The sequence below is a fragment of the Bradyrhizobium sp. HKCCYLS3013 genome, assembly GCF_051167615.1.
Taxonomy (GTDB): Bacteria; Pseudomonadota; Alphaproteobacteria; order Rhizobiales; family Xanthobacteraceae; genus Bradyrhizobium.
In genome coordinates, this window is sequence record NZ_JBNPTK010000014.1 from 80,066 (window position 1) to 103,315 (window position 23,250).

19 protein-coding genes and 1 pseudogene are annotated in these 23,250 nt (G+C 66.9%); 6 read left to right on the forward strand and 14 right to left on the reverse strand.

Features of this window, described 5'->3' with window-relative positions; all coding sequences use genetic code 11:
* Nucleotides 1–21 precede the first annotated feature (21 nt).
* Entirely contained in the window at nucleotides 22–396 is a 375-nt protein-coding gene (locus tag ACQR1F_RS23550) for a nuclear transport factor 2 family protein (protein WP_434847375.1), read from the forward strand.
* A 30-nt stretch (nucleotides 397–426) separates the two neighbouring features.
* Nucleotides 427–2,034, forward strand: coding sequence for a Na+/H+ antiporter (locus ACQR1F_RS23555; protein WP_315801753.1), 1,608 nt, complete (start codon nucleotides 427–429; stop codon nucleotides 2,032–2,034).
* 945 nt (nucleotides 2,035–2,979) lie between these two features.
* Here the strand turns inward: ACQR1F_RS23555 and ACQR1F_RS23560 are convergent.
* The 5 genes from ACQR1F_RS23560 to ACQR1F_RS23580 all read right to left on the reverse strand — a co-directional run bounded on the left by ACQR1F_RS23560 (nucleotide 2,980) and on the right by ACQR1F_RS23580 (nucleotide 6,942).
* Nucleotides 2,980–3,492 (reverse strand): GNAT family N-acetyltransferase, encoded by a 513-nt coding sequence (locus ACQR1F_RS23560; RefSeq protein WP_315803806.1) that lies wholly within the window; start codon nucleotides 3,490–3,492, stop codon nucleotides 2,980–2,982.
* Nucleotides 3,493–3,665: 173 nt separating this feature from the next.
* Entirely contained in the window at nucleotides 3,666–3,923 is a 258-nt protein-coding gene (locus ACQR1F_RS23565; protein WP_434913958.1) for a hypothetical protein, read from the reverse strand.
* Nucleotides 3,924–3,966: 43 nt separating this feature from the next.
* Nucleotides 3,967–5,256, reverse strand: a complete 1,290-nt coding sequence (gene ispG, locus ACQR1F_RS23570; RefSeq protein ID WP_315803808.1) for a flavodoxin-dependent (E)-4-hydroxy-3-methylbut-2-enyl-diphosphate synthase — start codon at nucleotides 5,254–5,256, stop codon at nucleotides 3,967–3,969.
* Nucleotides 5,257–5,269: 13 nt separating this feature from the next.
* The gene (locus tag ACQR1F_RS23575; protein WP_434913995.1) at nucleotides 5,270–6,223 is read right to left on the reverse strand and encodes a DMT family transporter; all 954 of its coding nucleotides are present in this window, start codon (nucleotides 6,221–6,223) and stop codon (nucleotides 5,270–5,272) included.
* A gap of 227 nt (nucleotides 6,224–6,450) precedes the next feature.
* Nucleotides 6,451–6,942 (reverse strand): Fur family transcriptional regulator, encoded by a 492-nt coding sequence (locus ACQR1F_RS23580; RefSeq protein WP_315751916.1) that lies wholly within the window; start codon nucleotides 6,940–6,942, stop codon nucleotides 6,451–6,453.
* 173 nt (nucleotides 6,943–7,115) lie between these two features.
* On the opposite strand from ACQR1F_RS23580, the gene ACQR1F_RS23585 reads away from it, so the two are divergent.
* The 3 genes from ACQR1F_RS23585 to ACQR1F_RS23595 are packed head-to-tail and all read left to right on the forward strand — an operon-like array spanning nucleotide 7,116 to nucleotide 10,306.
* Nucleotides 7,116–7,595: a MarR family winged helix-turn-helix transcriptional regulator gene (locus ACQR1F_RS23585; protein WP_434874596.1), complete on the forward strand. Its 480-nt coding sequence runs from the start codon at nucleotides 7,116–7,118 to the stop codon at nucleotides 7,593–7,595.
* Complete coding sequence (locus tag ACQR1F_RS23590; protein WP_434913959.1) at nucleotides 7,588–8,745, forward strand: HlyD family secretion protein; 1,158 nt, start codon at nucleotides 7,588–7,590, stop codon at nucleotides 8,743–8,745. The genes ACQR1F_RS23585 and ACQR1F_RS23590 overlap by 8 nt, the downstream gene beginning before the upstream one ends.
* 4 nt (nucleotides 8,746–8,749) lie before the next feature.
* Complete coding sequence (locus ACQR1F_RS23595) at nucleotides 8,750–10,306, forward strand: DHA2 family efflux MFS transporter permease subunit (RefSeq protein WP_434913960.1); 1,557 nt, start codon at nucleotides 8,750–8,752, stop codon at nucleotides 10,304–10,306.
* 263 nt (nucleotides 10,307–10,569) lie between these two features.
* Here ACQR1F_RS23595 and ACQR1F_RS23600 read toward each other — a convergent pair whose 3' ends face one another.
* From ACQR1F_RS23600 to pcaF, 6 genes are all read right to left on the reverse strand, one after another.
* Nucleotides 10,570–12,264 carry a flotillin family protein gene (locus ACQR1F_RS23600; protein WP_434913961.1) on the reverse strand — a complete coding sequence of 565 codons (1,695 nt, stop codon included), beginning with the start codon at nucleotides 12,262–12,264 and terminating at the stop codon, nucleotides 10,570–10,572.
* Nucleotides 12,265–12,299: 35 nt separating this feature from the next.
* The gene (locus tag ACQR1F_RS23605) at nucleotides 12,300–12,950 is read right to left on the reverse strand and encodes an OB-fold-containig protein (RefSeq protein ID WP_434913962.1); all 651 of its coding nucleotides are present in this window, start codon (nucleotides 12,948–12,950) and stop codon (nucleotides 12,300–12,302) included.
* 22 nt (nucleotides 12,951–12,972) lie between these two features.
* Nucleotides 12,973–14,139 carry a PspA/IM30 family protein gene (locus tag ACQR1F_RS23610; protein ID WP_434889676.1) on the reverse strand — a complete coding sequence of 389 codons (1,167 nt, stop codon included), beginning with the start codon at nucleotides 14,137–14,139 and terminating at the stop codon, nucleotides 12,973–12,975.
* A gap of 250 nt (nucleotides 14,140–14,389) precedes the next feature.
* Nucleotides 14,390–15,454, reverse strand: coding sequence for a phosphotransferase (locus ACQR1F_RS23615; protein ID WP_434839907.1), 1,065 nt, complete (start codon nucleotides 15,452–15,454; stop codon nucleotides 14,390–14,392).
* A 60-nt stretch (nucleotides 15,455–15,514) separates the two neighbouring features.
* Nucleotides 15,515–16,408 (reverse strand): dioxygenase, encoded by an 894-nt coding sequence (locus ACQR1F_RS23620; RefSeq protein ID WP_434913963.1) that lies wholly within the window; start codon nucleotides 16,406–16,408, stop codon nucleotides 15,515–15,517.
* 132 nt (nucleotides 16,409–16,540) lie between these two features.
* Nucleotides 16,541–17,749, reverse strand: coding sequence for a 3-oxoadipyl-CoA thiolase (gene pcaF / locus ACQR1F_RS23625; RefSeq protein WP_315803817.1), 1,209 nt, complete (start codon nucleotides 17,747–17,749; stop codon nucleotides 16,541–16,543).
* 363 nt (nucleotides 17,750–18,112) lie between these two features.
* Between pcaF and mutS the strand changes: the two genes are divergently transcribed.
* On the forward strand, nucleotides 18,113–20,857 hold the full coding sequence (gene mutS / locus ACQR1F_RS23630) for a DNA mismatch repair protein MutS (protein ID WP_434913964.1): 2,745 nt from the start codon (nucleotides 18,113–18,115) through the stop codon (nucleotides 20,855–20,857).
* A 321-nt stretch (nucleotides 20,858–21,178) separates the two neighbouring features.
* Here mutS and ACQR1F_RS23635 read toward each other — a convergent pair whose 3' ends face one another.
* The 3 genes and pseudogenes from ACQR1F_RS23635 to ACQR1F_RS23645 all read right to left on the reverse strand — a co-directional run.
* A complete protein-coding gene (locus ACQR1F_RS23635) occupies nucleotides 21,179–21,982 on the reverse strand; it encodes a hypothetical protein (protein WP_315803819.1) in 804 nt (267 codons plus the stop codon).
* A 214-nt stretch (nucleotides 21,983–22,196) separates the two neighbouring features.
* The gene (locus ACQR1F_RS23640) at nucleotides 22,197–22,712 is read right to left on the reverse strand and encodes an OsmC family protein (RefSeq protein ID WP_315803820.1); all 516 of its coding nucleotides are present in this window, start codon (nucleotides 22,710–22,712) and stop codon (nucleotides 22,197–22,199) included.
* A gap of 57 nt (nucleotides 22,713–22,769) precedes the next feature.
* A pseudogene (locus tag ACQR1F_RS23645) lies at nucleotides 22,770–23,103 on the reverse strand (ABC transporter ATP-binding protein); the annotation flags it as partial.
* Between the last annotated feature and the right edge of the window lie 147 nt (nucleotides 23,104–23,250).

Genomic DNA, 23,250 nt, shown 5'->3' on the forward strand with positions numbered 1-23,250 from the left:
CGGTTCCCCAGGGAGTTGGCCATGAGCGCAGACCGTTCCACCGTCGAGGCCGTCGTGCAGGGCTATTTCGACGCGCTCTACGAGGGCGATGCCGACAAGCTTGGCGCCGTGTTCCACCCCACCGCGGACCTGCGCTGGGTCGAGAACGGCGAGCTCAAGATCCTCACCGTGCCGGACTGGCTGGCCTGGGTGCGCAAGCGCCCCTCCGCCAAGGGCGAAGGCAAGCCGCGCGAGGACTTCATCGTCACCATCGACCATTCCGACGACAAGACCGCCTTCATCAAGGTGCGCTGCCAGCTGCCGCCGCGCTATTTCACCGATTACCTGGTGGCGATGAAGCTGAAGGACGGCTGGCAGATCGTGTCGAAGTCCTACCGCTACGACCTCCGGGATTGAGGCCGGCGCAAGGACGCCAGGCCCCCCGCCATGGAAGCTCACTTTCAGATATTCCTGATCCTGCTGGCCGTGCTGGCGGGAACCGCCCTTCTTGCACGGCGGGCCAACCTGGCGCCGGCGATCCTGCTGATGCTCGCCGGCATCGCGCTGGCCTTCGTGCCGGGCATGCCCGCCTTCGCGCTGCCGCCGGAGCTGGTGCTGCTGGTGGTGCTGCCGCCGCTGATCTATTCGTCGAGCGTCGCGATGAGCTGGCGCGAGTTCAAGCGCAACCTGCGGCCGATCGTGCTGCTCGCCGTCGGCTGCGTGATCTTCACCGCCTCCATGGTTGCGATCGCGACCCACTATCTTCTCGGTCTGCCCTGGAGCCTCGGCTTCCTGCTCGGCGCCATCGTGGCGCCGCCCGACGTCGTGGCGCCGCTCGCCATCGCCCGCCGGCTGCACCTGCCGCGCCGGGTGATGGTCATCCTCGAAGGCGAGGGCCTCGCCAATGATGCGACGGCGCTGATTCTCTATCGCTTCGCCGTGGCCGCCATCACCACCGGCGCGTTCTCGCTTCCGGTCGCGGCCGGCGAGTTCGCCGCGATCGTGGTCGGCGAGATCGCGTTCGGCATCGGCGTCGGCTGGCTGATGCTGCGCGCCCGCCACTACGCCAGGGATCCGCAGGTCGAGATCACGCTGTCGCTGCTGACACCCTATCTCGCCTACTGGATCCCCGAGCATGTCGGCGGCTCCGGCGTGATCGCGACGGTCGCCTGCGGGCTCTATATGAGCTGGAACGGGCCGCTCTGGATCTCCTCCGCGACCCGCCTGCAGGGCGTGTTCTTCTGGGACCTCGTCGTCTACCTGATCGAGGGCATGCTGTTCCTCTTGACCGGCTTCCAGATGCGGCTGATCTACGAGAAGTCGAAGGCGTTCCCGCTCGACGAAATCATGATCGCCACCGCGCTCGTGGTCGCGATCGTCGTGATCGCGCGCTTCGCCTGGACCTTTCCGGCGACCATCCTGCCACGCGTGCTGAGCCCCTCGCTGCGCGCCAGGGATCCGCTGCCGCCGTGGCAGCAGACCTTCATCATCGGCTTCACCGGGGTCCGCGGCACGGTCTCGCTCGCCACCGCGCTGGCGCTGCCGCTCACGCTCTCGACCGGTGAAGCCTTTCCCTATCGCGACGAGATCCTGTTCATCGCCTTCGGCGTGATCTTCTTCACCTTGATCGGCCTCGGCCTGACCCTGCCGATCGTCGTGCGCCTGCTCGGCGTCTCCAACACCGGACGCGCCGAGCATGTGCGAGAGCACGAGCAGGAGATTGCGGCACGGCGCGAGGGGCTCGACCGGGCGCTGAAGTCGCTGGAGATGATGACCAGCGACCGCGAGGTGTCCGACGAGGTCATGCGGCTGCTGCGCGCTCGACACGAGGTCCGCGTCAACCAGCTGCCGGCCGCCTTCGACGCCGACGAATACGACGCCTCCGCGCTCGGCATCGAGCTGACCCGCGAGCTGATCGGCGTGGAACGCAAGACCATTCACGTCATGCTCCGCGACGGCCAGATCACCGACGAAACCCGCCGCCGCATCGAGCGCGATTTGGATCTGGAAGAGGCGAGCCTCGCCAACCGGGAATATGGGCACGTTCCGTTGTAGGGCGTGAGTTGTCGCGCATAGCTCTCTCCGTTCGTCATTGCGAGCGCAGCGAAGCAATCCAGGGTGGCGGGCGGGACTCTGGATTGCTTCGCTGCGCTCGCAATGACGTGGACGGAGCGGGGGTACAAATACGGCGACTGAGCTTGTAGACACAGCATCTCATCCTCGCGCCCGCTCTCGCGTCCGAGTGTTGATCCTCATGCCGCCCTCTCCAATCAGAGGGCGCAGGGAAGGCCGGGCCCCGACTGAGGCCCGTGGCCCGCCTGCGAAAAAAATGCAGGCGGCAGGAACCACAGGTTCAGCCGGACAAGACCCGGCCCTCCCTGCGCAATGGTTTTAACGGCTGCTTCGCACTCTCCCCGGGGACCGGGCTTTCTTGCCCCCGTCACCAGCGGATCATCACCGCCAGCTTGGCATCAGCATCGGGATGTCAGGACCATGCGACTTGACCGTCCGCGCCATGACGTTCGTCCGCAAGCACCGAGCTCACTGCGCCACGTCGCGTCCACCGCATCCCGCCTCCACGTTCGTGACGACCGCGAAGCGCCCCTCGTGAGCGAGGCGGGACGGGCGGAAACATCGATCTGATTTGCCCGACGGCACAAGGCCTGACAGCTGCGACATGGTAACGCGACGGGCAAAATTTTAGATTCGTAAGTGCTGGCGGCTTGCCGCGCGAAGAACGGCCGATATGACCGATAGCCGACCACATCCTCCGCTGTCGTCCCGGCCTTGAGCCGGGACCCATAATCACAGGGCAGGGTGATAGCGAAGAAAGCAGCGGCAGCCTGCTCGACAACTGAGGTCGGTGGTATAGGTCTCGGCTCAAGGCTGGGACGACACTGTTGGCGCGGTAAGATCTCGCCAACAAGCTTGCTCTTGTCTCACGTGGTCCGATCCGCCGCCCATCGCCGGTTCTCACCGCGCTCAACGTGGCAGCCTCTCTCACCGCTCGATCATCCAGCGCGTTACCGCCTGGTGGTAGTTCATCGGGCCAGGCACGGTCTTGTAGGTCTTCAAGTAGCGGAAACCCGCCTTCTGCAGCGCGCGGTTGGGGGCGGTGTTGTAGGCGTGCGGCTCGCAGAACAGCTGCTTGAGCTGCAGCTTCTCGAAATACAGGTCGACGCTGCGGCTGACGCATGCGGCGCCGAGGCCGCGGCCGCGCAGCTCCGGCTCGGTGACGTGCAGATGCATGTGGGCCCGATTGCCGTAGACGATGCGGTCGCAGCTGGAGAAGCCGATCGGCCGGCCGTCGAGCCGCCAGATCACCAGCAGCGCCGCGCGCTCGGCGAGCGGCGTCGCGTAGAGCGTCTTGAACAGGCTGCTCCAGACCGCCCTGGTCGGCATCCGGGTCGGATCGATGCCCATCAGGTCGAGCTGCTCGATGCTCGACGCATAGAAGTAGTCGATGACCAGCGAGGTCTCGGCGAGCTCCATTTCACGGATATCGAGAGTCATCGAGACGTCCCTTTTTCAGCAGGCCTCAAGGTGCTGATCATGCGGGCAGCAGTGGGGCGTGGCCGGCGGATCGTGCCGGTCACGGCAGCGGCGCGTAGCGGCTGATCCACGGATGAAAATTCCAGACTGAGGCGCGCGGCACAAGCAGCTGACGGTTGCAGGGCTGGCCGCTCTCAAGGTTGCACTTTGAAGAGGAGGTCGCTTTGCCGGCTCTTCCTCGTGCTTTCGGCGCCCTGCGCCACGGCGAACGCGTATGCCGCGACCTGAATGATGCGCACGCTTGCTTCCCCATCGTCATGGCCGGGCTTGTCCCGGCCATCCACGTCGTTCGGCATCCTGGGAAAGACGTGGATGCCCGGGACAAGCCCGGGCATGACGGAGAAACTAATAAGCAGATGCTCGGGCCGCGATATGAAGCACAGCGCAATCATCCCAGAGACGCAGGAGGCGCCGCCGATTCAGATCCGGGCGCCCCTACTCCGCCGCGGTCACGCTTTCCGCAGCCTTGGCGCCGCTGCCGTAGCGCTGGTCGATGTAGTCGATCACCAGCGCCTTGAAGTCGGCTGCGATGGTCGGGCCGCGCAGGGTGCGGAACTTCTTGCCGTCGACGAAGACGGGCGCGGCCGGGGCCTCGCCGGTACCGGGCAGGGAGATGCCGATATTGGCGTGCTTGGATTCGCCGGGGCCGTTGACGATGCAGCCCATGACGGCGACGTTGAGCGCTTCCACGCCCGGATATTGCGTCTTCCAGGCCGGCATCTCCTCGCGGATGAAGTCCTGGATCGAGCGCGCCAGCTCCTGGAACGTGGTCGAGGTGGTGCGGCCGCAGCCCGGGCAGGCCGCGACCAGCGGCACGAAGGTGCGGAAGCCCATGGTCTGCAGCAGCTCCTGCGCGACCTGGACCTCGAGCGTGCGGTCGCCGCCGGGCTCCGGCGTCAGCGAGATGCGGATGGTGTCGCCGATGCCCTGCTGCAGCAGGATGCCGAGCGCGGCCGAGGAGGCGACGATGCCCTTCGAGCCCATGCCGGCTTCGGTGAGGCCGAGGTGGATGGCGTAGTCGGAGCGCGCGGCGAGGTCCTGATACACCGCGATCAGGTCCTGCACGGCCGAGACCTTGGCCGAGAGGATGATGCGGTCCTTCGGCATGCCGAGCTCCTGCGCGCGCTCCGCCGAGTGCAGCGCCGACTGCACCATCGCCTCGCGCATCACCGCGCGCGCATCGCGCGGGTTCGCGGAGGCCGCGTTCTCGTCCATCAGCTTGGACAAGAGCTCCTGGTCCAGCGAACCCCAATTCGCGCCGATACGCACCGGCTTGCCGTATTTGTTGGCGAGCTCGATGATGGTCGAGAACTGGGTGTCGCGCTTGTCCTTGAAGCCGACATTGCCGGGATTGATGCGGTATTTCGCCAGCGCCTCGGCACAGGCGGGATAGTCGGTCAGCAGCTTGTGGCCGATGTAGTGGAAGTCGCCGATCAGGGGCGTGGTGATGCCGCGCTTGTCGAGCTGCTCGCGGATGTGCGGGACCGCCGCGGCGGCCTCGTCGCGATCCACGGTGATGCGGACCATCTCCGACCCGGCGCGCGCCAGCGCTGCGACCTGGGCCACCGTCTGCTCGACATCGGCGGTGTCGGTGTTGGTCATGGACTGGACCACGATCGGCGCCCCGCCGCCCACGGCGACGTTGCCGACCATGACTTTGGTGGTCTGATGCCGGGGAGCGGGTCCGGCGACATCGGTCTGGGTCAGTGTCTCGGGCTTGTTCATGGGCGCTCGGATATCAGGTTTTGGTGACATTCAGCAATGGATCAGTCGCGGCCAGGACCACGCGGTTCGGGCGGTTTACGAGAAAAAGCCCAATGATCACAAGCACGGCGGCGAGGCCGAAGGCCAGCGTCAGGGCGTCATGCAGGATGAAATAGCTCGCCACGACCCCGAATAAAGGGGTGATGAAGGTAAATGCCGACAATTTGCTGGCCGAATAGGCCTTCACCAGCGCGAACCACAGGGTAAAGGTGGTCCCGACCACCCAGATCGACTGGTAGGCCATCAGGCCGATCACGAACGGGCTGGGAACCTGATGGAGCCGTTCCCCGGCCAGCAGGGCTGCCGCCCCCAGGATCGGAATCGACATGGCAACCTGGTAGGACAGGGCCTTCTCCGGGGGGGCGAAGCGGAGCCGGGTGCCTTTTGCGACGACCGTGGTCGCGCCCCACAGCAACCCGCCCCCGACCACCATGAGGTCGCCGAGCAGCACGGTTCGATCGACATTGGCCTGGGGAACGCCGATCGCCAGCGCCACGCCCGCGAAACTGAGCGCCAAGCCCGACCATTGCATGGCGCCGAGCCGCTCGCCCAGGAAGCGGTAGGAGCCAAGCGCGACGAAGAACGGCGCGGTGTACAGGAACACGACCGCGCGCGAGGCGGACGTCAGCAGCAATCCGCCATAGATCAGCACGAACTCGACGCCGAACATCGTGCCGGCGATCAGGCCGGGGACGAGCGTGCCGTCGCGCTCGAACATCCTCACGCCGCGCACCCGGGCGATGAGCAGGAGGACGGGCAGCGCCCCGGCCGAGCGCAAGGTCGCCTGCAGCATCGGCGGAATCTCCGGTAGCGCCAGCTTGACCGCGATCTGGTTGAAGGCCCAGGAGATGCAGAGGACGAGAATGATTGCGATGGCGCCGGGGCCAAGGGGCCGGCTCGCGGCTGACGAGGTGGACGTTGCGGACACGAGGACGTGGACTCCCGAAAGCGTTTCCTTGTTGGACCGCAATTGAACCTGCGGTCAGCGTAGCCGCCAACCACCCGAGACGAGGCTGACGTGGCTGCTGCAACGGCACTGGTCACCTCGCCCCGCTGGCGGGGAAAAGGGGACGCACCACCCTCGCGGCAAGGTCATCGCATACGACGGTCGGTCACATGTGTACAGCTGTGCGACTTGAGCTCCAGTGACCGACCTCACGCCGCCTTCTGGCAATGGGCGCACAGCCCGGTGATCTCGACGACCGACAGTTTCGGCGTGAAGCCCGATGCCGCGGCAGCCAGCTTCAGGCTTTCCGCGATCGGCGCGGCCGGAACCTCGCCCACGGCGCCGCAGCTCTCGCAGATCAGGAATGCCACCAGCGCGGTCTGTTCGTGGTCGTGAGCGCAGGCGAGGAAGGCGTTACGGCTTTCGATGCGGTGCACCAGACCGTTGGCCATCAGGAACTCGAGTGCGCGGTACACCGTGATCGGCGCCGGCCGCGCGGCCACCTTGGCGAGTTCCTCGATGATCTCGTAGGCGCCGAGCGGCCGGTGGCTCGACAGCAGCGCCTCCAGCACCTGGCGGCGCTGCGGCGTGAACTTCTGGCCGCGCTGGGCGCAGATGCGCTCGGCATGGTCCAGGGCATCGGCCGCGCAGCGGCCATGGTCGTGGTCCGGCGCCGGAAAGGTGGGCTTTGCGAGGGTCATTGGCGACAATCTAGCATCCCGGGGCGGTCTCGCCAAAGGCCGTGGCCGAGCCATGCATCTGCGGCGGAGCGGGTGCGCTGGGCGGGGCCATCAAATTTTCATAAGCTTGCTTATCATATCCAAGGCTCATTACAGCCAAAGCTTATTTCCCTCTCTTGGAATCGAGATCAGCCATGACCCGCACGTCGGCCGACGTGAACTTTCTGTTTACGCTCGGCGAGCTGCAGCGCCTGATGCGCGCGTATGCCGACAAGGAGGCCGCGCGCTTCGGCATGACCCGCGCGCAATGGGCCGTGCTGGCCAAGGTCGAGCGCAACGAGGGGATGAAGCAGTCGGAGCTGGCCGAGCAGCTGGAGATGCAGCCGATCACGCTGACACGGCTGATCGACAAGCTCGCCGAAGCCGGGCTGATCGAGCGCCGCGGCGACGACACCGACCGCCGCGTCAACAGGCTCTATCTGAAGAAGGCCGCCCGCCCGCTGCTCGCCAAGCTCGGCGTGCTCAAGGCCGAGCTGACCGACACCGCCCTTCAGGGCATCAGCGCCGGTGATGCCGAGCGGCTGATGACCCATCTCGAAGCCATCAAGGAAAACGTGAGAAACGCCCTGCAGTCGCTGTGCGACGAGCAGCGAAAGGAACAGCGCTATGGCTGAGCCCGCCCTGAAACTCGCCCCTGAACAGAAGGCCAGCCCCGATGCGGCGGCGCCCGCGGCCGCGGCCGCGAAGCCGGCGCACCCCGGGTTGCTGCGCCGCTACCGCCGCACCTTGCTGCTGGTCGTGCTGCCGCTCGTCGCCGCCATCGGCGGCCTCGTGCTGTATCTCAATGGCGGCCGCTACGTGACGACCGACGACGCCTATGTCGGCGCCCAGAAGGTGCTCATCACGCCCGATATCTCCGGCAAGATCGTCAAGGTCGTCGTCAAGGAAGGCCAGCAGGTGCAGAAGGGCGACGAGCTGTTCGAGATCGACCCCGTGCCCTATCGCCTGGCGGTCGACCAGGCCAAGGCGGCGCTGGAGCAGGCGCGGACCAACTACGACAACCTCACCGCCAACATCAAGATCTACGGTCAGATGCTCGACCTCGCCCAGCAGGGCATCGAGCTCAAGCAGAAGGACGTCGAGCGCAAGCAGACGCTCGCCAAGAACAATTTCGGCTCGCAGCTCGACCTCGACAACGCCGCGAACGCGCTGGTGACGGCGAGCGCGCAGGCGCAGTTCATCAAGCAGCAGCTGTCGAATGCCAGGACGCAACTGCTCGGCAATCCCGAGCTGCCGCTGGAGCAGTTCCCGCCCTATGTCCAGGCCAAGGCCAAGCTCGACGATGCCCAGCGCGACCTCGACCACACCACCTTGCGCGCGCCGATGCCGGGCATCGCCACCCAGGTCGACCAGATCCAGCTCGGCCGCTTCGTCACCGCGGGCACGCCGGTCTTCTCGGTGATCGACATCGCCAATCCCTGGGTCGACGCCAATCCGAAGGAGAGCGACTTCACCTATGTCGCGGTCGGCCAGCCGGTCGAGCTCGACGTCGACGCCTTCCCGAACCACCGCTTCAAGGGCACGGTCGGCTCGCTGTCGCCGGGCACCGGCGCGCAGTTCGCAATCCTGCCGCCGCAGAATGCGACCGGCAATTTCGTCAAGGTCGTGCAGCGCGTGCCCGTCAGAATCCATTTCGACAAGTCCGACAAGTTCGTCGCGAAGCTGAAGGCCGGCATGAGCGTCAACGTCTCGATCGACACCGGGCACGAGCGTTCGCTGGCCGGGCTGTTCGGATCGGCGCACGCGGCGGACAAGGACGAGTAGCGTCATGACCGCGCCAGCAGCCTCATCGGCGGTTCCGGGCCTGCGCCGGAACATGGTGACGATCTGCGCCATGACGGCGACGATCATGCAGGCGCTCGACACCACCATCGCCAACGTCGCGCTGCCCTACATGCAGGGCACCCTGTCGGCGTCGCAGGACCAGATCAACTGGGTGCTGACGTCCTACATCGTCGCCGCCGCGATCATGACCGCGCCGGTGGGATGGATCGCCAACCGCTTCGGCCGCAAGCGCACCTTCATCGTCTGCTCGGCCGGCTTCACCATCGCGTCCGTGATGTGCGGGCTGGCCCAGGACATCACGCAGATGGTGCTGTTCCGCCTGCTGCAGGGCGTGTTCGGTGCCTCGCTGGTGCCGCTGTCGCAGGCGGTGATGCTCGACTCCTACGCGCTGCATGAGCGCGCCAAGGCGATGGCCATCTGGGGCATGGGCGTGATGCTCGGCCCGATCATGGGGCCGTCGCTCGGCGCCTGGCTGACCGAGACCTATTCCTGGCACTGGGTGTTCTTCGTCAACCTGCCGTTCGGCGCCGTGACCGTGCTCGGCCTGATGGCGTTCATGGAGGAAACCAAGCCGAACGCGGAGCTGACCTTCGACTGGTTCGGCTTCGCCGCGCTCGCCATCGGCATCGGCTCGCTGCAGATCGCGCTCGACCGCGGCGAGGATCAGGGCTGGCTGGAGAGCAACGAGATCATCATCGAGTTCATCGTCGCCGGCGTCGGCTTCTATTATTTCCTGGCGCATTCGCTGACGACGAAGCGGCCGTTCATCCAGTTCGCGCTGTTCAAGGACCGCAACTTCGTCGGCGGCTGCGTGTTCATGACGGTGATGGGCTTGGTGCTGTTCTCGACCATGGCGCTGTCCTCGCCCTATCTGCAGAACGTCATCGGCTATCCCATCATCACCGCCGGCGTCCTGCTCGCGACCCGCGGCTGCGGCACCTTCGTCGCGATGATGCTGGTCGGCCGCCTGCTGCGCTACATCGAGGCGCGGACCTTGATCGTGGTCGGGCTGGCGCTGACGGCGCTGTCATTGTTCCAGATGACGGCGTGGACCGACCAGACCGGCGTGCCCGAGATCATCACCATCAGCATCATGCAGGGCTTCGGCTTCGGCCTCGTCTTCGTGCCGCTGTCCACCGTCGCGTTCCTCACCCTGCCGGGCGCGTTGCGCACGGATGGAACCTCGATGCTGACCCTGGTGCGAAATGTCGCAAGCTCGATCGGCATCTCCATCGCGATCGCGCAGCTCACCGAGGGAACGCGGCGCAACCACGCGATCCTGGTCGAGCACATCAATCCGTTCAATCACGCCCTGCAGATGCCCAATGTCGCCGGCCTGTTGAACCTGTCCACCGATGCCGGGCGCGCAATGGCCGACGCGATGGTCATGGTGCAGGCGCAGATCCTGGCCTTCTCGCACGACTACCAGCTGGTCATGACGTTCATCCTGGTGTCGATCCCGCTCGCGGTCATGATCGGCTCGACGCGCAGCGCGCTGCGCGCCCAGTCTGCCCCGGCCGACCACGCCGTGATGGAGTGACGCTCCCCCGTGACGGAAAATTCGCGTGCTGTTGAGACGCAGCGGGACCGGGATAGCAAAAAGGTGACCACGACGTGATGGATTTGTAACTTCAATCCGGCGCGTTTCCGGCTATCTTCTGTTCACCCCACTCGGTTCTCTGCGTATGAGTTGCGCGCAGAGACTGCACCTCATGAGCGCCCCACTCGTGATGTGCCGGGCGGGGGCGGTGGCTCCTCCAGCGCCGCCCCCAGCCCCGGGGCTTCCCTTTTCATGTGTCTTGCTTACGGCTTCTGCAGTGGCTCGATCTTCGGCCCGGCAGCGGTATTCGTCTCCGTGGCCGGCACGATCACACCCGCCAGCGCCTGCACCGGATCGTCGCCGGGCTTGAATCCGGACTGCACCAGGATCTCGTCGATCAAGGGCTTCAGCGCGTGCACGCGCAGCAGCTCGCCGGCGAGGCCTTCGCCGAAGCCGACATTGCCGCCAGCGCCGACATTGCCGTTGCCGCCGAAGGCGCCACCGGTGTGCAGGATGCGGACGTCCTTCAGGTTGGCGATCGGCTTGACCATCTCGCCGAGCGCGGCGGGCATGGTCGCGATGCGCTGCTTGGCGAGCTCGAAATCGATCACGTTGCTGCCGAGCTTGTTCTGCGCCTCGTTCTTCATCAGGATCACCGCGGCTTCCGCCTCGCCGATCTGGCGCACGCCGACGGCCTTGATCTTGTTGGCCTCGGCCTCCGCTTCGGCCAGGGTCTTCGCCGCCGCGCCGCGATCGACCGCGGCGCGCTTCTCGGCCTCGGCTGCAACGGTGATGCCGGTCGAGCGCTGCTCGGCCTCTTTCCGCGCCGCCATGACCGCGGTCTGACGCTCGCGATCGGCGATCTCGATGGCGCGCGCCGTCGTCACCTTTTCCTCCGCGGAGACCGCGAGCGCCTCGGCCGCCTTGGCGACCGCGCGCGCCTCCGAGGTTTCCTTGCTCTTGGTCGCGATCTGGATGTCGTTGTCCTGGGTCGCGATCTGGATCTCGCGGTCGGCGTCGGTCTTGCGGCGGTTGATCGCAAGGTTGCTTTCGATCGCCGCGGTCTCGCGCACCTTCAAGGCCTCGGCTTCGCGCTGGGCGATCTTCTGCTGCGCCTCGATGCGGGCATTCTCCTCGGTCTGCCACGCGGTCTGGGTGGCGCTCGCCACCTCGGCGCGGGTGCTCGCGGTCTTGTTGGCGATGTCGCGCTCCTGGCTGAGTTCGGCCTCCTTCTTGGTGCGCTCGATCTGGAGCGTGAGCTGGCGCGCCTCGAGATCCTTCTGCGCGATCGCGACCTCATTGTCGCGCACGATCGCGTTGCGGTCGCGGCGCCGCGTCTCGGTGACGGTCTTCAAGAGAGTGAGCCCTTCGGCGTCGAAGAAGTTCTCGGCGTTGAAGAACGAGATGTCGGTCTGGTCGAGCTTGGTCAGCGACACCGATTCCAGCTCCAGGCCGTTCGACTGCACGTCGGCCTCGACCGCGGCCTGGACGTGCTTGACGAAGTCCGAGCGCTTCTCCTGCAGGTCCAACAGCTCCATCGTCGCCGCGACCGAGCGCAGGCCGTCGACGAACTTGGCCTCGACCTGGTCGCGCAGCAATTCGGCATTGTTGGTGACGGCGCCGAGCGTCTGCGCGGCGAGCGCGATCGAATCGACGTCGGGTTTCACGCGCACGTAGAATTCGGCGTCGATGTCGACGCGCATGCGGTCCTTGGTGATCAGCGAATCCTTCTTCGAGCGCTCGACGCGCAGCCGCAGCGTCTTCAGATTCACGCGCGCGATGGAGTGGAAGATCGGCAGCACCACGGCGCCGCCGTCAAGCACCACCTTCTTGCCGCCGAGGCCGGTGCGCACGAACGCCTCGTCGCGGGTGGAACGATGGTAGAGAACGGCAAAGACAGTGCCGAGAACGACCAGCAGCACAACGCCGATCGACGCAGGCAGAACCAGATCAAACATGGGATTTACTTTCGGGTTGAGGAAAGTGTCTTGGGCTAAAGTGTCTTGGAGCTCGTGAGCTCGTCGGCTGCGGCGATCGCGATGAAGCGGCCGTCCTTGCGGTCGACGAGGAGAACCGACGCGCCCACCGGCAAGGCCGGTGAGTCCGGCGCGGCCGAGGCCGTCACCATGTGCCAATTGCCGTGGACGTCCTTGACGCGGACGCGGCCGGGCAGCCCGCCGTCGAGCGGGCCGACCGCGACCTCACCGGTGCGGCCGACGAGATCGGACAGGCCGACCGCATAGCTCTCATCCTGCGGGACCAGCCGCGCCGCATAGCGCGTCGAGCTGCGCAGCAGCGGCACGGTGACGACGGCGGCGAGCATGCCCGCGGCCGTTGGCGGCAGCGCCACCGCCAGCAGCCGCGCGGCATCCTGGATGAGAAAACCCGTGATCGAGAAGATGCCGAGCGCGAGCAGGATGCAGATCATCAGCGGCACACCGCCGACATTGATCCAGGACAGCACGTGACCGACGCTGGTGCTGTCGCCGTCGTGACCGAGATCGACGGTCTGGCCGAGCAGCTCGCTGATCGACAGGCCGATCAGCATCGAGCCGATCTCGACGCCGCCGACCAGCACGATCATCACGGCGGCGATCGCGAACGGCCGCACCTCGGGTTGCATGAAATGGTCGACGATGGTCATGGGACGACGCGCCCCTGCCCGTTCAATTCTGCGATTTCAGCCGCGCCAGCCGCTCGGCAATGTCCTTGTCGCGCTTCAGCTTCGACAATTCGTCGATGTCGGGCGACGGCGCGATGCCTTCCGGCACGCCGGTCGCGCGGGCGATGACGCGGGAGGCGCGCGCGGCCCTGGCGAGGCCGGTATCGCCAGACTTGCGCGATGTGGCCTTCGGCTGCTCGGCGAGCGCCTCGCTGCGCTCGAGCTCGACGAGACGCGCCTGCGCGTCCTGCAGGCTCGACAGGATCGCCCGCAGCGTCGTGAGCACCGCATCGACGCGCTCGGCATTCTCGTCGATCGCCTTCGACAGCACCTCGAACTGGGCTTCGAGATCCATCTGCCGGGCGATGCCGGCGCGGGCGAGATCGTCGCGGTGCTCGGCGATGGCGACGCGGATCTGCTCAGCCAGCACGGTCGTCTCGCGCTCGATCTCGGCGCGGCGGGCGTTGAGCCGATATTCCTCGGCGCGCGCATGCGACAGGCTCTCGCGCGATTCGCGCTCGGCCTGCTCGATCTCGCGGATCGCCTGGCTGACCAGCGCGACCCGGTTCTTGTCCTCGGCCTTTTCGATCGCTCCATAGGCGATGCCGGCGATGAGCCGCCCGGCGCGTGACAGGAGCGTGTCGGGAGCCGGCGCGTGTTCGGCGAGCATGACGTGGTCCTTTCCTGGGCTGATGGTCGGATGTGAGCTGGCGGTGACGCCGAAACGGACTTCGACGTCGCCATTATCGGTGCGGACGAGTTGCGCCGGCGTCGCGTGCGTCCAGCCCGCGGCATAGCCGGTGACCTCGAACGGGATGGTGAAGCGGCCGAGCGCGGTGCCGAGCGACAGCGTGCCGGCGTCCCGAACATTCACCAGGCGGTCGTCGAGCGGCAGTCGCGGGGTCGATGCGGCGCGATAGGCGGCGCGGTCGCGCAGGCCGAGCGTGACCAGGCGCGAGGGCAGCCGGGTGGCCTTGCGGACCGGCCCATAGGCATGGCCGTGCAGCGCGACCAGATTGGCGCCGATGCCTTTGGCGGCAGCGATCTCGTCGAGCATGTCCATCATCCGGGCATAATCGGCGAAGGTCGCCTCGATCGCCGCCCGCGCCTCGGAGTTGGGGACGAGACGGTAGCGAACAGCCTGATCGTAAATTCCGGCCATGAGGAACATCAAAGCACCATTTTCGTGCTTTCGCAAGCCACCCTCTACCCCTGGGGAGCCGCACCTTTGCGTGACCACGCCGAACGCCGTGCACATGCAGATATGTCGCGCCGCCCCCATCCGGCGGTTTAAGGCCGATGAACAATCTCTGGTGATCGTTAAGACGGCTGATAACGGCAGCGCCAAAAGCACGGCATTGACGTGCAACGTCGCGATGAACACGCCTGACGTGCAGCGACCTCAGTGGATGTCGGGACGATCAGTCCAGCAGATCGCGGCAGCCGAGGTCGTCGATGGCGAGGAAGATGCGCTCCAGATGAGCCCACCAGATCAGCGGCGGGATCTCGATCGCCCATTGCCAGACCGGCTTGGTGATGTGCCACAGCACGGCGTAACGATAGTCCCGATCGAGCGCCGCGCGGTCATAGCCGGTGACACCATGCGCAACCAACGTCTCGTGATAGCAGTCGAGCAATGGCCGCTCGACGACGGAGCGGCGCTCGGGAAAGAGATGCAGCGCGATCATGTAGGCGAGATCCTGCGCCGGCACGTTGATCCGCCAATGGTCGAAATCGAACACACGGACGTCATCGCTGCCTGCGGCCTTGGGCACGAGGAAATTCCAGACATGCGCATCGCCATGGGCGATGCTGAGATTTCGCCGCGAATGATAGCGCTCCAGAAGCTGTGGCGTGGCCGCGAGGAAACGCTCGTAGATGGCGCGACGCTCTGCGCTCAGCCGGTCACCCAGCTGATCGGCGAAGCGCGCGTAGTGGCCGGCAAACTCGCTGACATTCGCCGCCGTCTGCTCTGGTGTCGCGAAGCTACCGACGCTCACGCCGAGCCGCGGATCGTCCCACCACGCCGCATGCAGCCGCGCCAGCGCGCGCACGATTCGCTCGGCGTCCGGCACGGTCGGCGGCAGCGGCCATTGTGTCGCCATCCGATGGGTGTCGGTGAGATCCTCCAGCAGCAGGTGCCAGGTCATGGCGCCTTCGTCCCAGGCACCGCCGAAGCCGCCCGGCACGAGGCGCGGCGGCATGACCCGTGCCAGCTCCCGATAGAAGGTGACCTCGTGGCGGCCGCCCTGCCACAGCGTCTTGGCAAAGGCCGGCAGCGGGGTCTTCAGGATCAGCGTCTTCGGCGCATCCGGCGCGGCGCCATCATAGGTCAGCCCAAGACGGATGATGCGCGACACCAGCATCGGGCGGTCGCTGATCACGGTGACATCCGACACCGTGCCAGAATCGAGCACGCCCGCGTCGCGCATCGTGGCCGTCAACGCGGCAGGCTCGGCAGCGGAGGGCAAGTCGGTTGAGGCCATGCGGGCCCTATCCCTTCAGGGTTGCAGCCTGGCCCACACTAGCATGGAAGTCGTTGAGCGCTACTTGATCGGCGCCCGCGGCAGTACGGTGTCGCCGGCTTCCATCCGGTAGACGTGATCGAGCGAGTACCAGGGCGCGGTGATATCGACCTCCGTCGGGTGCGGCGTGTCGTGGCGGATGAAGTTGCCGAGCAGCGCCTTGGTGACGCCGAACTGCACGTCGCTGTCGATGTGCGGATCGTTGGGGTCGTAGACCTGCGAGATCAGCACCTTGAAGCCGGGCTTGACGATCAGCGCATGCAGATGCGCCGGGCGATAGGGATGGCGGCCCTGCGCCTTCAGGAGACGGCCGACGACGCCGTCGGTCGGGATGGGGTAGCCGACCATCATCACCGAGCGAAACCAGAAGCGGCCGTCGGCGTCGGTCACGAGCTTGCCGCGCAGGTTCATGTCGGCCTGCTCCGGATCCTGGTTCTCGTAATAGCCGACCGGCGAGGCGTGCCAGACGTCGACCTCGGCGCCGGCAATCGGCGCGCCGTTCGGATCGACCACGCGCCCGTGCACGAACAACGCCGGACCTGGCGTCGCCGAACGCACGATCGAGCCGCCGTTCTCGGTCACAGGCGAATTCAGCCGCCAGAACGGGCCAAGCAGCGACTGCGCCGTCTCTGTGTTGCCGCCATCGCCATTGTTGAGCAGGCAGACCAGCGGCGAGACGCCGAGCGAGCCGGCCATCAGCACGACTTCGTTATGCGTGTCGTTGGTGCGCTGTCCGAGCTCGGCAATGATGGCGGCTGCTTCGCGAAATTCCGCCTCGGTCAGCCTGACATCGCGGACGAAGCCGTGCAGGTGCTTGATCAGCGACACCATGATCTCGCGCAGCCGCGGATTCTCGGTGCGCTCCATCACCGCCAATACGGCCGGCGTGACGTCCTGTTCGCGGGAGATGGTCATGGCGGCGCTCTCCGCTGTTTCCCCTCATGGTGAGGAGGCGCGAAGCGCCGTCTCGAACCATGAGGCCAGTGCCGGGCCTCATCCTTCGAGACGCCCGCCAAGAGGCGGGCTCCTCAGGATGAGGGTTTGGGATCAGTTGATCATCTCGACCGCCAGCGCGACGCCCTGGCCGACGCCGACGCACATCGTGGCCAGCGCACGCTTGCCGCCGCGCACCTCAAGGCCGTGCACCGCGGTCATCGCGATGCGCGCGCCGCTCATGCCGAGCGGGTGTCCCAGCGCGATGGCGCCGCCATGCGGGTTGACGAAATCGGCGTCCTCGGCGACGCCGAGCTGGCGCAGGCAGGCGATGCCCTGGGAGGCGAACGCCTCGTTGAGCTCGATCAGGTCGAAATCGCTGATCTTCAGGCCGAGCCGCTCCATCAGCTTGCGCACCGCCGGCACCGGGCCGATGCCCATGATGCGCGGCGGCACGCCGGCGGAGGCGAGACCGAGCACGCGCGCGCGGGGCGTGAGGCCGTGCTTCTTCACCGCCGCTTCCGAGGCGAGAATCATGGCGGCGGCGCCGTCATTGACGCCGGACGCATTACCGGCGGTGACGGTGCCGGGATTGCGCACGATCGGCTTCAGCTTGGCGAGGCCTTCGAGCGTGGTCTCGGGGCGCGGATGCTCATCCTTGTCCACCGTCACAGGGCCGGCCTTGCCGCCGGGCACCATGACCGGCGTGATCTCGGCGGCGAAATAGCCCGACGCGATCGCCTTTCCGGCGCGCTGCTGGGAGCGGATCGCGAACGCGTCCTGGTCGGCGCGCGAGACCTGGAATTCCTCGGCGACGTTCTCGCCGGTCTCCGGCATGGAGTCGACGCCATACTGCTGCTTCATCAAGGGATTGATGAAGCGCCAGCCGATCGTGGTGTCGAAGATCTCGGCCGAGCGCGAGAACGCCTCGGTCGCCTTGCCCTGCACGAACGGCGCGCGCGTCATGGATTCGACGCCGCCGGCGATCGCCAGATCGACCTCGCCGGCGCGGATCGCACGTCCCGCCGCGCCGACCGCGTCGAGACCGGAGGCGCAGAGACGGTTCAAGGTCTGGCCGGGAATGGAATCCGGCAGGCCCGCGAGCAGCAGCGCCATGCGCGCGACGTTGCGGTTGTCCTCGCCGGCCTGGTTGGCGCAGCCGAAGAACACCTCGTCGACCGCGGCCCAGTCGAGATTCGGATGCTTGGCCTTGAGCGCCTTGAGCGGGGTGGCCGCGAGATCGTCGGTGCGCACCTTGGCCAGCGCGCCGCCGAAGCGGCCGATCGGAGTCCGCACCGCATCACAAATGAACACGTCTCGCATCGCTCTCTCCCGGGGATATCGGTGTTTCTGATCAAGAATTGACGGCGGTTTTAGGAGTGGGATGGAGGCAGGTCAAATGACGGGAGCGCGGGGTGGCATGCGCGGCGCTGTCGTATGCGACGCTCTCTCAACGCGAGCGGTGCGCCCCCTCCCCCGCTTGCGGGGGAGGGTTGGGGTGGGGGCCGCCCCAAGCGAGAATCCCCGTGAGGAGAGATTTCCCCCACCCGTATCGCATCTTCAATGCGATACGACCTCCCCCGCAAGCGGGGGAGGCGCGACAGCAGGCACCGCTCATCGTGGAAAACCGGGACATCGCCTGCAAAGCGGTAGGACCGTCCGGGCAAATTGGCTAGTTTCCGCGCCATGACGATCCAGCAACCCATCTCCGCCCCGGTTCCGCAAGAGTCGACACTCGGCGCCGCGCCCGCCGAGGCGCCGGCCAAGCTCACGCCGATGATGGAGCAGTATCTCGACATCAAGGCAGCGCATCCGGGGCTGATGCTGTTCTACCGGATGGGCGACTTCTACGAGCTGTTCTTCGAGGATGCGGAGGTCGCCTCGAAAGCGCTCGGCATCGTGCTGACCAAGCGCGGCAAGCACCTGGGCCAGGATATCCCGATGTGCGGCGTGCCGGTGGAGCGCTCCGAGGACTATCTGCATCGCTTGATCGCGCAAGGCATCCGCGTCGCCGTGTGCGAGCAGATGGAGGATCCGGCGGCGGCGCGGGCGCGCGGCAACAAGAGCGTGGTCAAGCGCGGCGTGGTGCGCGTGGTGACGCCGGGCACCTTGACGGAAGACAATCTGCTCGACGCGCGCGCCAACAACTATCTGCTGGCGATCGCGCGCAGCCGCGGCTCGTCCGGCGGCGACCGGCTCGGGCTCGCCTGGATCGACATCTCGACTTCGGACTTCATCGTCACCGAATGTGCCTTTGCCGAGCTCACGGCGACGCTGGCCCGCATCAACCCGAACGAGGTCATCGTCTCCGACGCGCTGTATTCGGACGCGGCGTTCGAGCCTGTGCTGCGCGAGCTCACCGCCGTGACGCCGCTGACCCGCGACGTGTTCGACGGCGCCACCGCAGAGCGGCGGCTGTGCGACTATTTCGCGGTCGCGACCATGGACGGGCTCGCGGTGCTGTCGCGGCTGGAGGCGACCGCCGCCGCTGCCTGCGTCACCTATGTCGAGCGCACGCAAGTGGGCCAGCGCCCGCCGCTGGCGCCGCCAGCGCGCGAGGCGACCGGCAGCACCATGGCGATCGATCCGGCGACCCGCGCCAATCTCGAATTGACGCGCACGCTCGCCGGCGAGCGACGCGGCTCGCTGCTCGACGCCATCGACTGCACGGTGACCTCGGCCGGCTCGCGTCTCCTCGCGCAACGCCTCGCTGCGCCGCTGACCGAGCCCGCGCAGATCGGGCGAAGGCTCGACGCGGTCAACGTCTTCGTTGCCGACAGCGCCGCACGCGAGGACATCCGCTCGATCCTGCGCGGCGCGCCCGACATGACCCGCGCGATGGCGCGGCTCTCGGTCGGCCGCGGCGGCCCGCGCGATCTCGCCGCTCTGCGCGATGGCATCCTTGCCGCCGACCAGGCGCTGGAGCGGCTGTCGGCGCTCGACCAGCCGCCGCAGGAGATCGCCTCGGTGATGGCCGCGCTGGCGCGGCCGGCGCGCGCGCTGGCCGACGAATTCGCCCGCGCGCTCGACGAGCAGTTGCCGCTGATCAAGCGCGACGGCGGCTTCGTTCGATCAGGCTATGATGCGACCTTGGACGAGACGCGCAATCTGCGCGACGCCTCGCGGCTCGTCGTCGCCTCGATGCAGGCGCGCTACGCCGACCAGACCGGCGTCAAGGCGCTCAAGATCCGGCACAACAACGTGCTCGGCTATTTCGTCGAGGTCACCGCGCAGCACGGCGACAAGCTGATGACGGCACCGTTGAACGCGACCTTCATCCATCGCCAGACGCTGGCCGGCCAGGTGCGTTTCACCACGTCGGAGCTCGGCGAGATCGAGGCCAAGATCGCCAATGCCGGCGAGCGCGCGCTCAATCTCGAGCTCGAGATCTTCGACCGGCTGTGTGCGGCCGCGCTCGCGATCGGCGACGATCTGCGCGCCGCCGCGCATGGCTTTGCGATGCTGGATGTCGCCACCGCCCTCGCCAAGCTCGCGGTCGACGACAACTACGTCAGGCCCGAGGTCGATGGCTCGCTCGGCTTTGCCATCGAAGGTGGCCGCCATCCGGTGGTCGAGCAGGCCCTGAAGCGCGAGGGTCAGCCGTTCATCGCCAATTCCTGCGACCTGTCGCCGACGCCGGGACACAAGAGCGGCCAGCTGTGGCTGCTCACCGGTCCGAACATGGCGGGTAAATCGACCTTCCTGCGTCAGAACGCGCTGATCGCCTTGCTGGCGCAGATCGGCAGCTTCGTGCCGGCGAGCCGCGCCCGCATCGGCATCGTCGACCGGCTGTTCTCGCGCGTCGGCGCCGCCGACGATCTCGCGCGCGGACGTTCGACCTTCATGGTCGAGATGGTCGAGACCGCCGCGATCCTCAACCAGGCCGGCGAGCGCGCGCTGGTGATCCTCGACGAGATCGGACGCGGCACCGCGACGTTCGACGGTCTCTCCATTGCCTGGGCGGCGATCGAGCATCTGCACGAGAGCAACCGCTGCCGCACGCTGTTCGCGACGCATTACCATGAGCTGACAGCCCTCGCCGCCAAGCTGCCGCGGCTGTTCAATGCCACGGTGCGGGTCAAGGAATGGCAGGGCGACGTGGTGTTCCTGCACGAGGTGCTGCCCGGCTCGGCCGACCGCTCTTACGGCATTCAGGTGGCGAAGCTCGCCGGTCTCCCCCCGGCGGTGATCAGCCGCGCCAAATCGGTGTTGGCGAAGCTGGAGGCTCAGGACCGCGGCCAGAGCGCGCGTGCGCTGGTCGACGACCTGCCGCTGTTCGCGGTGCCGTCGCGCGCGGCCGTGGAGCCTGCGATGTCGAAGGAGACGGAGGAGCTGATCGCCGCGGTCAAGGCGCTGCATCCCGACGAGATGACGCCGCGCGAGGCGATGGACGCGCTGTATCGGCTGAAGGCGAAGCTGCCGCGCAACTGATTTGTTTCTCCGTCATTCCGGGGCGCGCATCAGCGCGAACCCGGAATCCATCTCTCGTCAGCGCACGCGGCCCAATGGATTCCGGGCTCGCGCTTCGCGCGCCCCGGAATGACGGCGGTGGGCTGGGAGGCGGCTGCTCCAGACTGTCCGTCATTGCGAGGCGCCCCCGCGCCGAAGCAATCCAGAGTCCCACCTGAGCCCTGGATTGCTTCGCTTCGCTTGCAATGACGGCGGAGAGAGCCGTAGGGTGGGCAAAGCGCAGCGTGCCCACCACTCTGCGCCACGTGCTCGACATGGTGGGCACGCTGCGCTTTGCCCACCCTACGCGACCCGCCTCGCCGCCTTCCGCCGACCCAGCCACCACAGGCCGAGATTCCAGCCGACGCAGGTTGCGAGCGCGCCGCTCAATCCCACTGTAGCGCCCAAATGCAGGCTGCCGAGATGCAGCACGACAACGGCGAGCGAGAAGCCGATCAGGCCCCAGGCACCGTTGGCCAGCACGGCCGCGGTCGCGGGTCCGCCGATGCGCGGCTGCAGGATCAGCATCATCGAGGTGAAGACGATCGGAAACAGCGCCAGGATGCCGGAGACGCTCGGGCCGGCCCAGCCCGACACCGAGGTCACGGTCGCAACCAGCGTCGCGACCAGCGAGGCACGTAAGGGAACGTCGTACCAGCGCCGTGTGATCAGCGGCATCTTTGCATGACGGTAGCGCGCGAGCTGTGGCAGGCAGATCGCAAAGGTCACGACGTTGGCAGCGATGCCCATCGACAGTGTCCACTCGACGCTCTTGATTAGGGCGGCGAGACCAAGCCACACCGCGACGGCGGTGGCGCTCGCCACCCCCACGCTGTGGCGCTGCGCCAGCACGGCATAGGCGAGACTGAGGAAGATCGTCGCGGCATTGATCGGCAGGCTGGTCAGCGCGCCCTGCGCGATGAAGGCGGCGTCGTGGTCGAGCGCGAGGAACACGTAGGTCGGCCCCGCCGAGATCGGCAGGGTCGCGACTAGCGCGCCAATGACGGGTCCCGTGCGCTCGGCGATCATCGACGCCGAGACCACGAATGACGCGGCGATCGCCATGCGCAGGGCCAGCAGCAGCAGGAAGGAAGGATCGAGGGACATCAGCTCATGCCGCAGCGGCGGTGGGCTCCCTCTCCCGCTTGCGGGGGAGGGCCGGGGTGGGGGCGCGGCTCGGGTGGTGCACGTCGTGTGGAGAGAATTCCCCCACCCGCCTCGCATCTGCGATGCGACCTCCCCCGCGCGCGGGGGAGGCGCAGACCGAGCGCGCCTCGCCGGCTCGCGCTCACCAACGGCGGGACACAGAATGAACGAAGGGCTACGCCGCCACCCGCTTCAGGCTGACCGACACCTTCGGGCCGTTCTTGATGGTCTGATAGACCACGCAATAGCGCTCGGTGAGCTTGAGCAGCAGGTCGAGCTTGTCCTGCGGGGCGTCGGTGTCGACCTCAAAGCGCAGGCGGATCTCCTGGAAGCCGACCGGGGCCTCCTTGTCGACGCCGAGCGTGCCGCGGAAATCGAGATCGCCTTCGGCCAGCACATGGCCGCTCTTGAGCGGCACCTCGACCGCGGTCGCGACCGATTTCAAGGTGACGCCGGCGCAGGCGACCAGCGCCTCCAGCAGCATGTCGCCGGAGCACAGCTCGAGCCCGGAGCCGCCGGTTCCCGGATGCAGACCAGCCACGGCAAGCGCGCGCCCGGTCTCGAGCTTGCAGGTCAGCCCCTCCTGCCCGACCTCGCCCTTGGCCTTCAAGGTGATCACGGCGGCGGACGGGTCGGCCTTGTAGCGTTCCTTGATCGGCGCCTGCATCGCGCGCAGCTCGGCAGCATCCATTTGTCGTTCACTCCCGGATTTATTTCAGACGAGATGTACCGGGACCGGCTGCCGCTGTCACCACCACAGGCCGCCGCCGGGCTCACCCCTGCCCTGCGTGTCCGGCATCGTCCGGTCGAGCGAGCGGTCCAGCGCGGTCAGCACGTGGCGCTTGAAGTGGTCGAACAAGGGCGCGTTGCGGTCCCGCGGCCGCGACAGATTGATGGTGATCTCCTCGAACAGCCGGCCGGGATGCGGCCGCATCACCAGCACGCGGTCGGCCAGCACGAGTCCAGAGATCGAGAAGATGATCCTGCAGGTCCTTGCGGGTGAGGGCGTCGAGCGCCGAGAACGGCTCGTCGCGGCAGAGCGCACGCGCGCCGCAGACCTCATTCACCGGCTCGGCCGCGCGTCAAGCGTCGCCCCCCAGTAGAACCACGGCCGCAACCGCAGCAAATCCGCGGCCCCGACAATCACCCGTCGCAGCTCCCTTGGAGCCTCGGAAATCTCTCTTTTATTACAAGAGTTTATTCCGGAAGCGCGCGAGAATTGCTTTTCC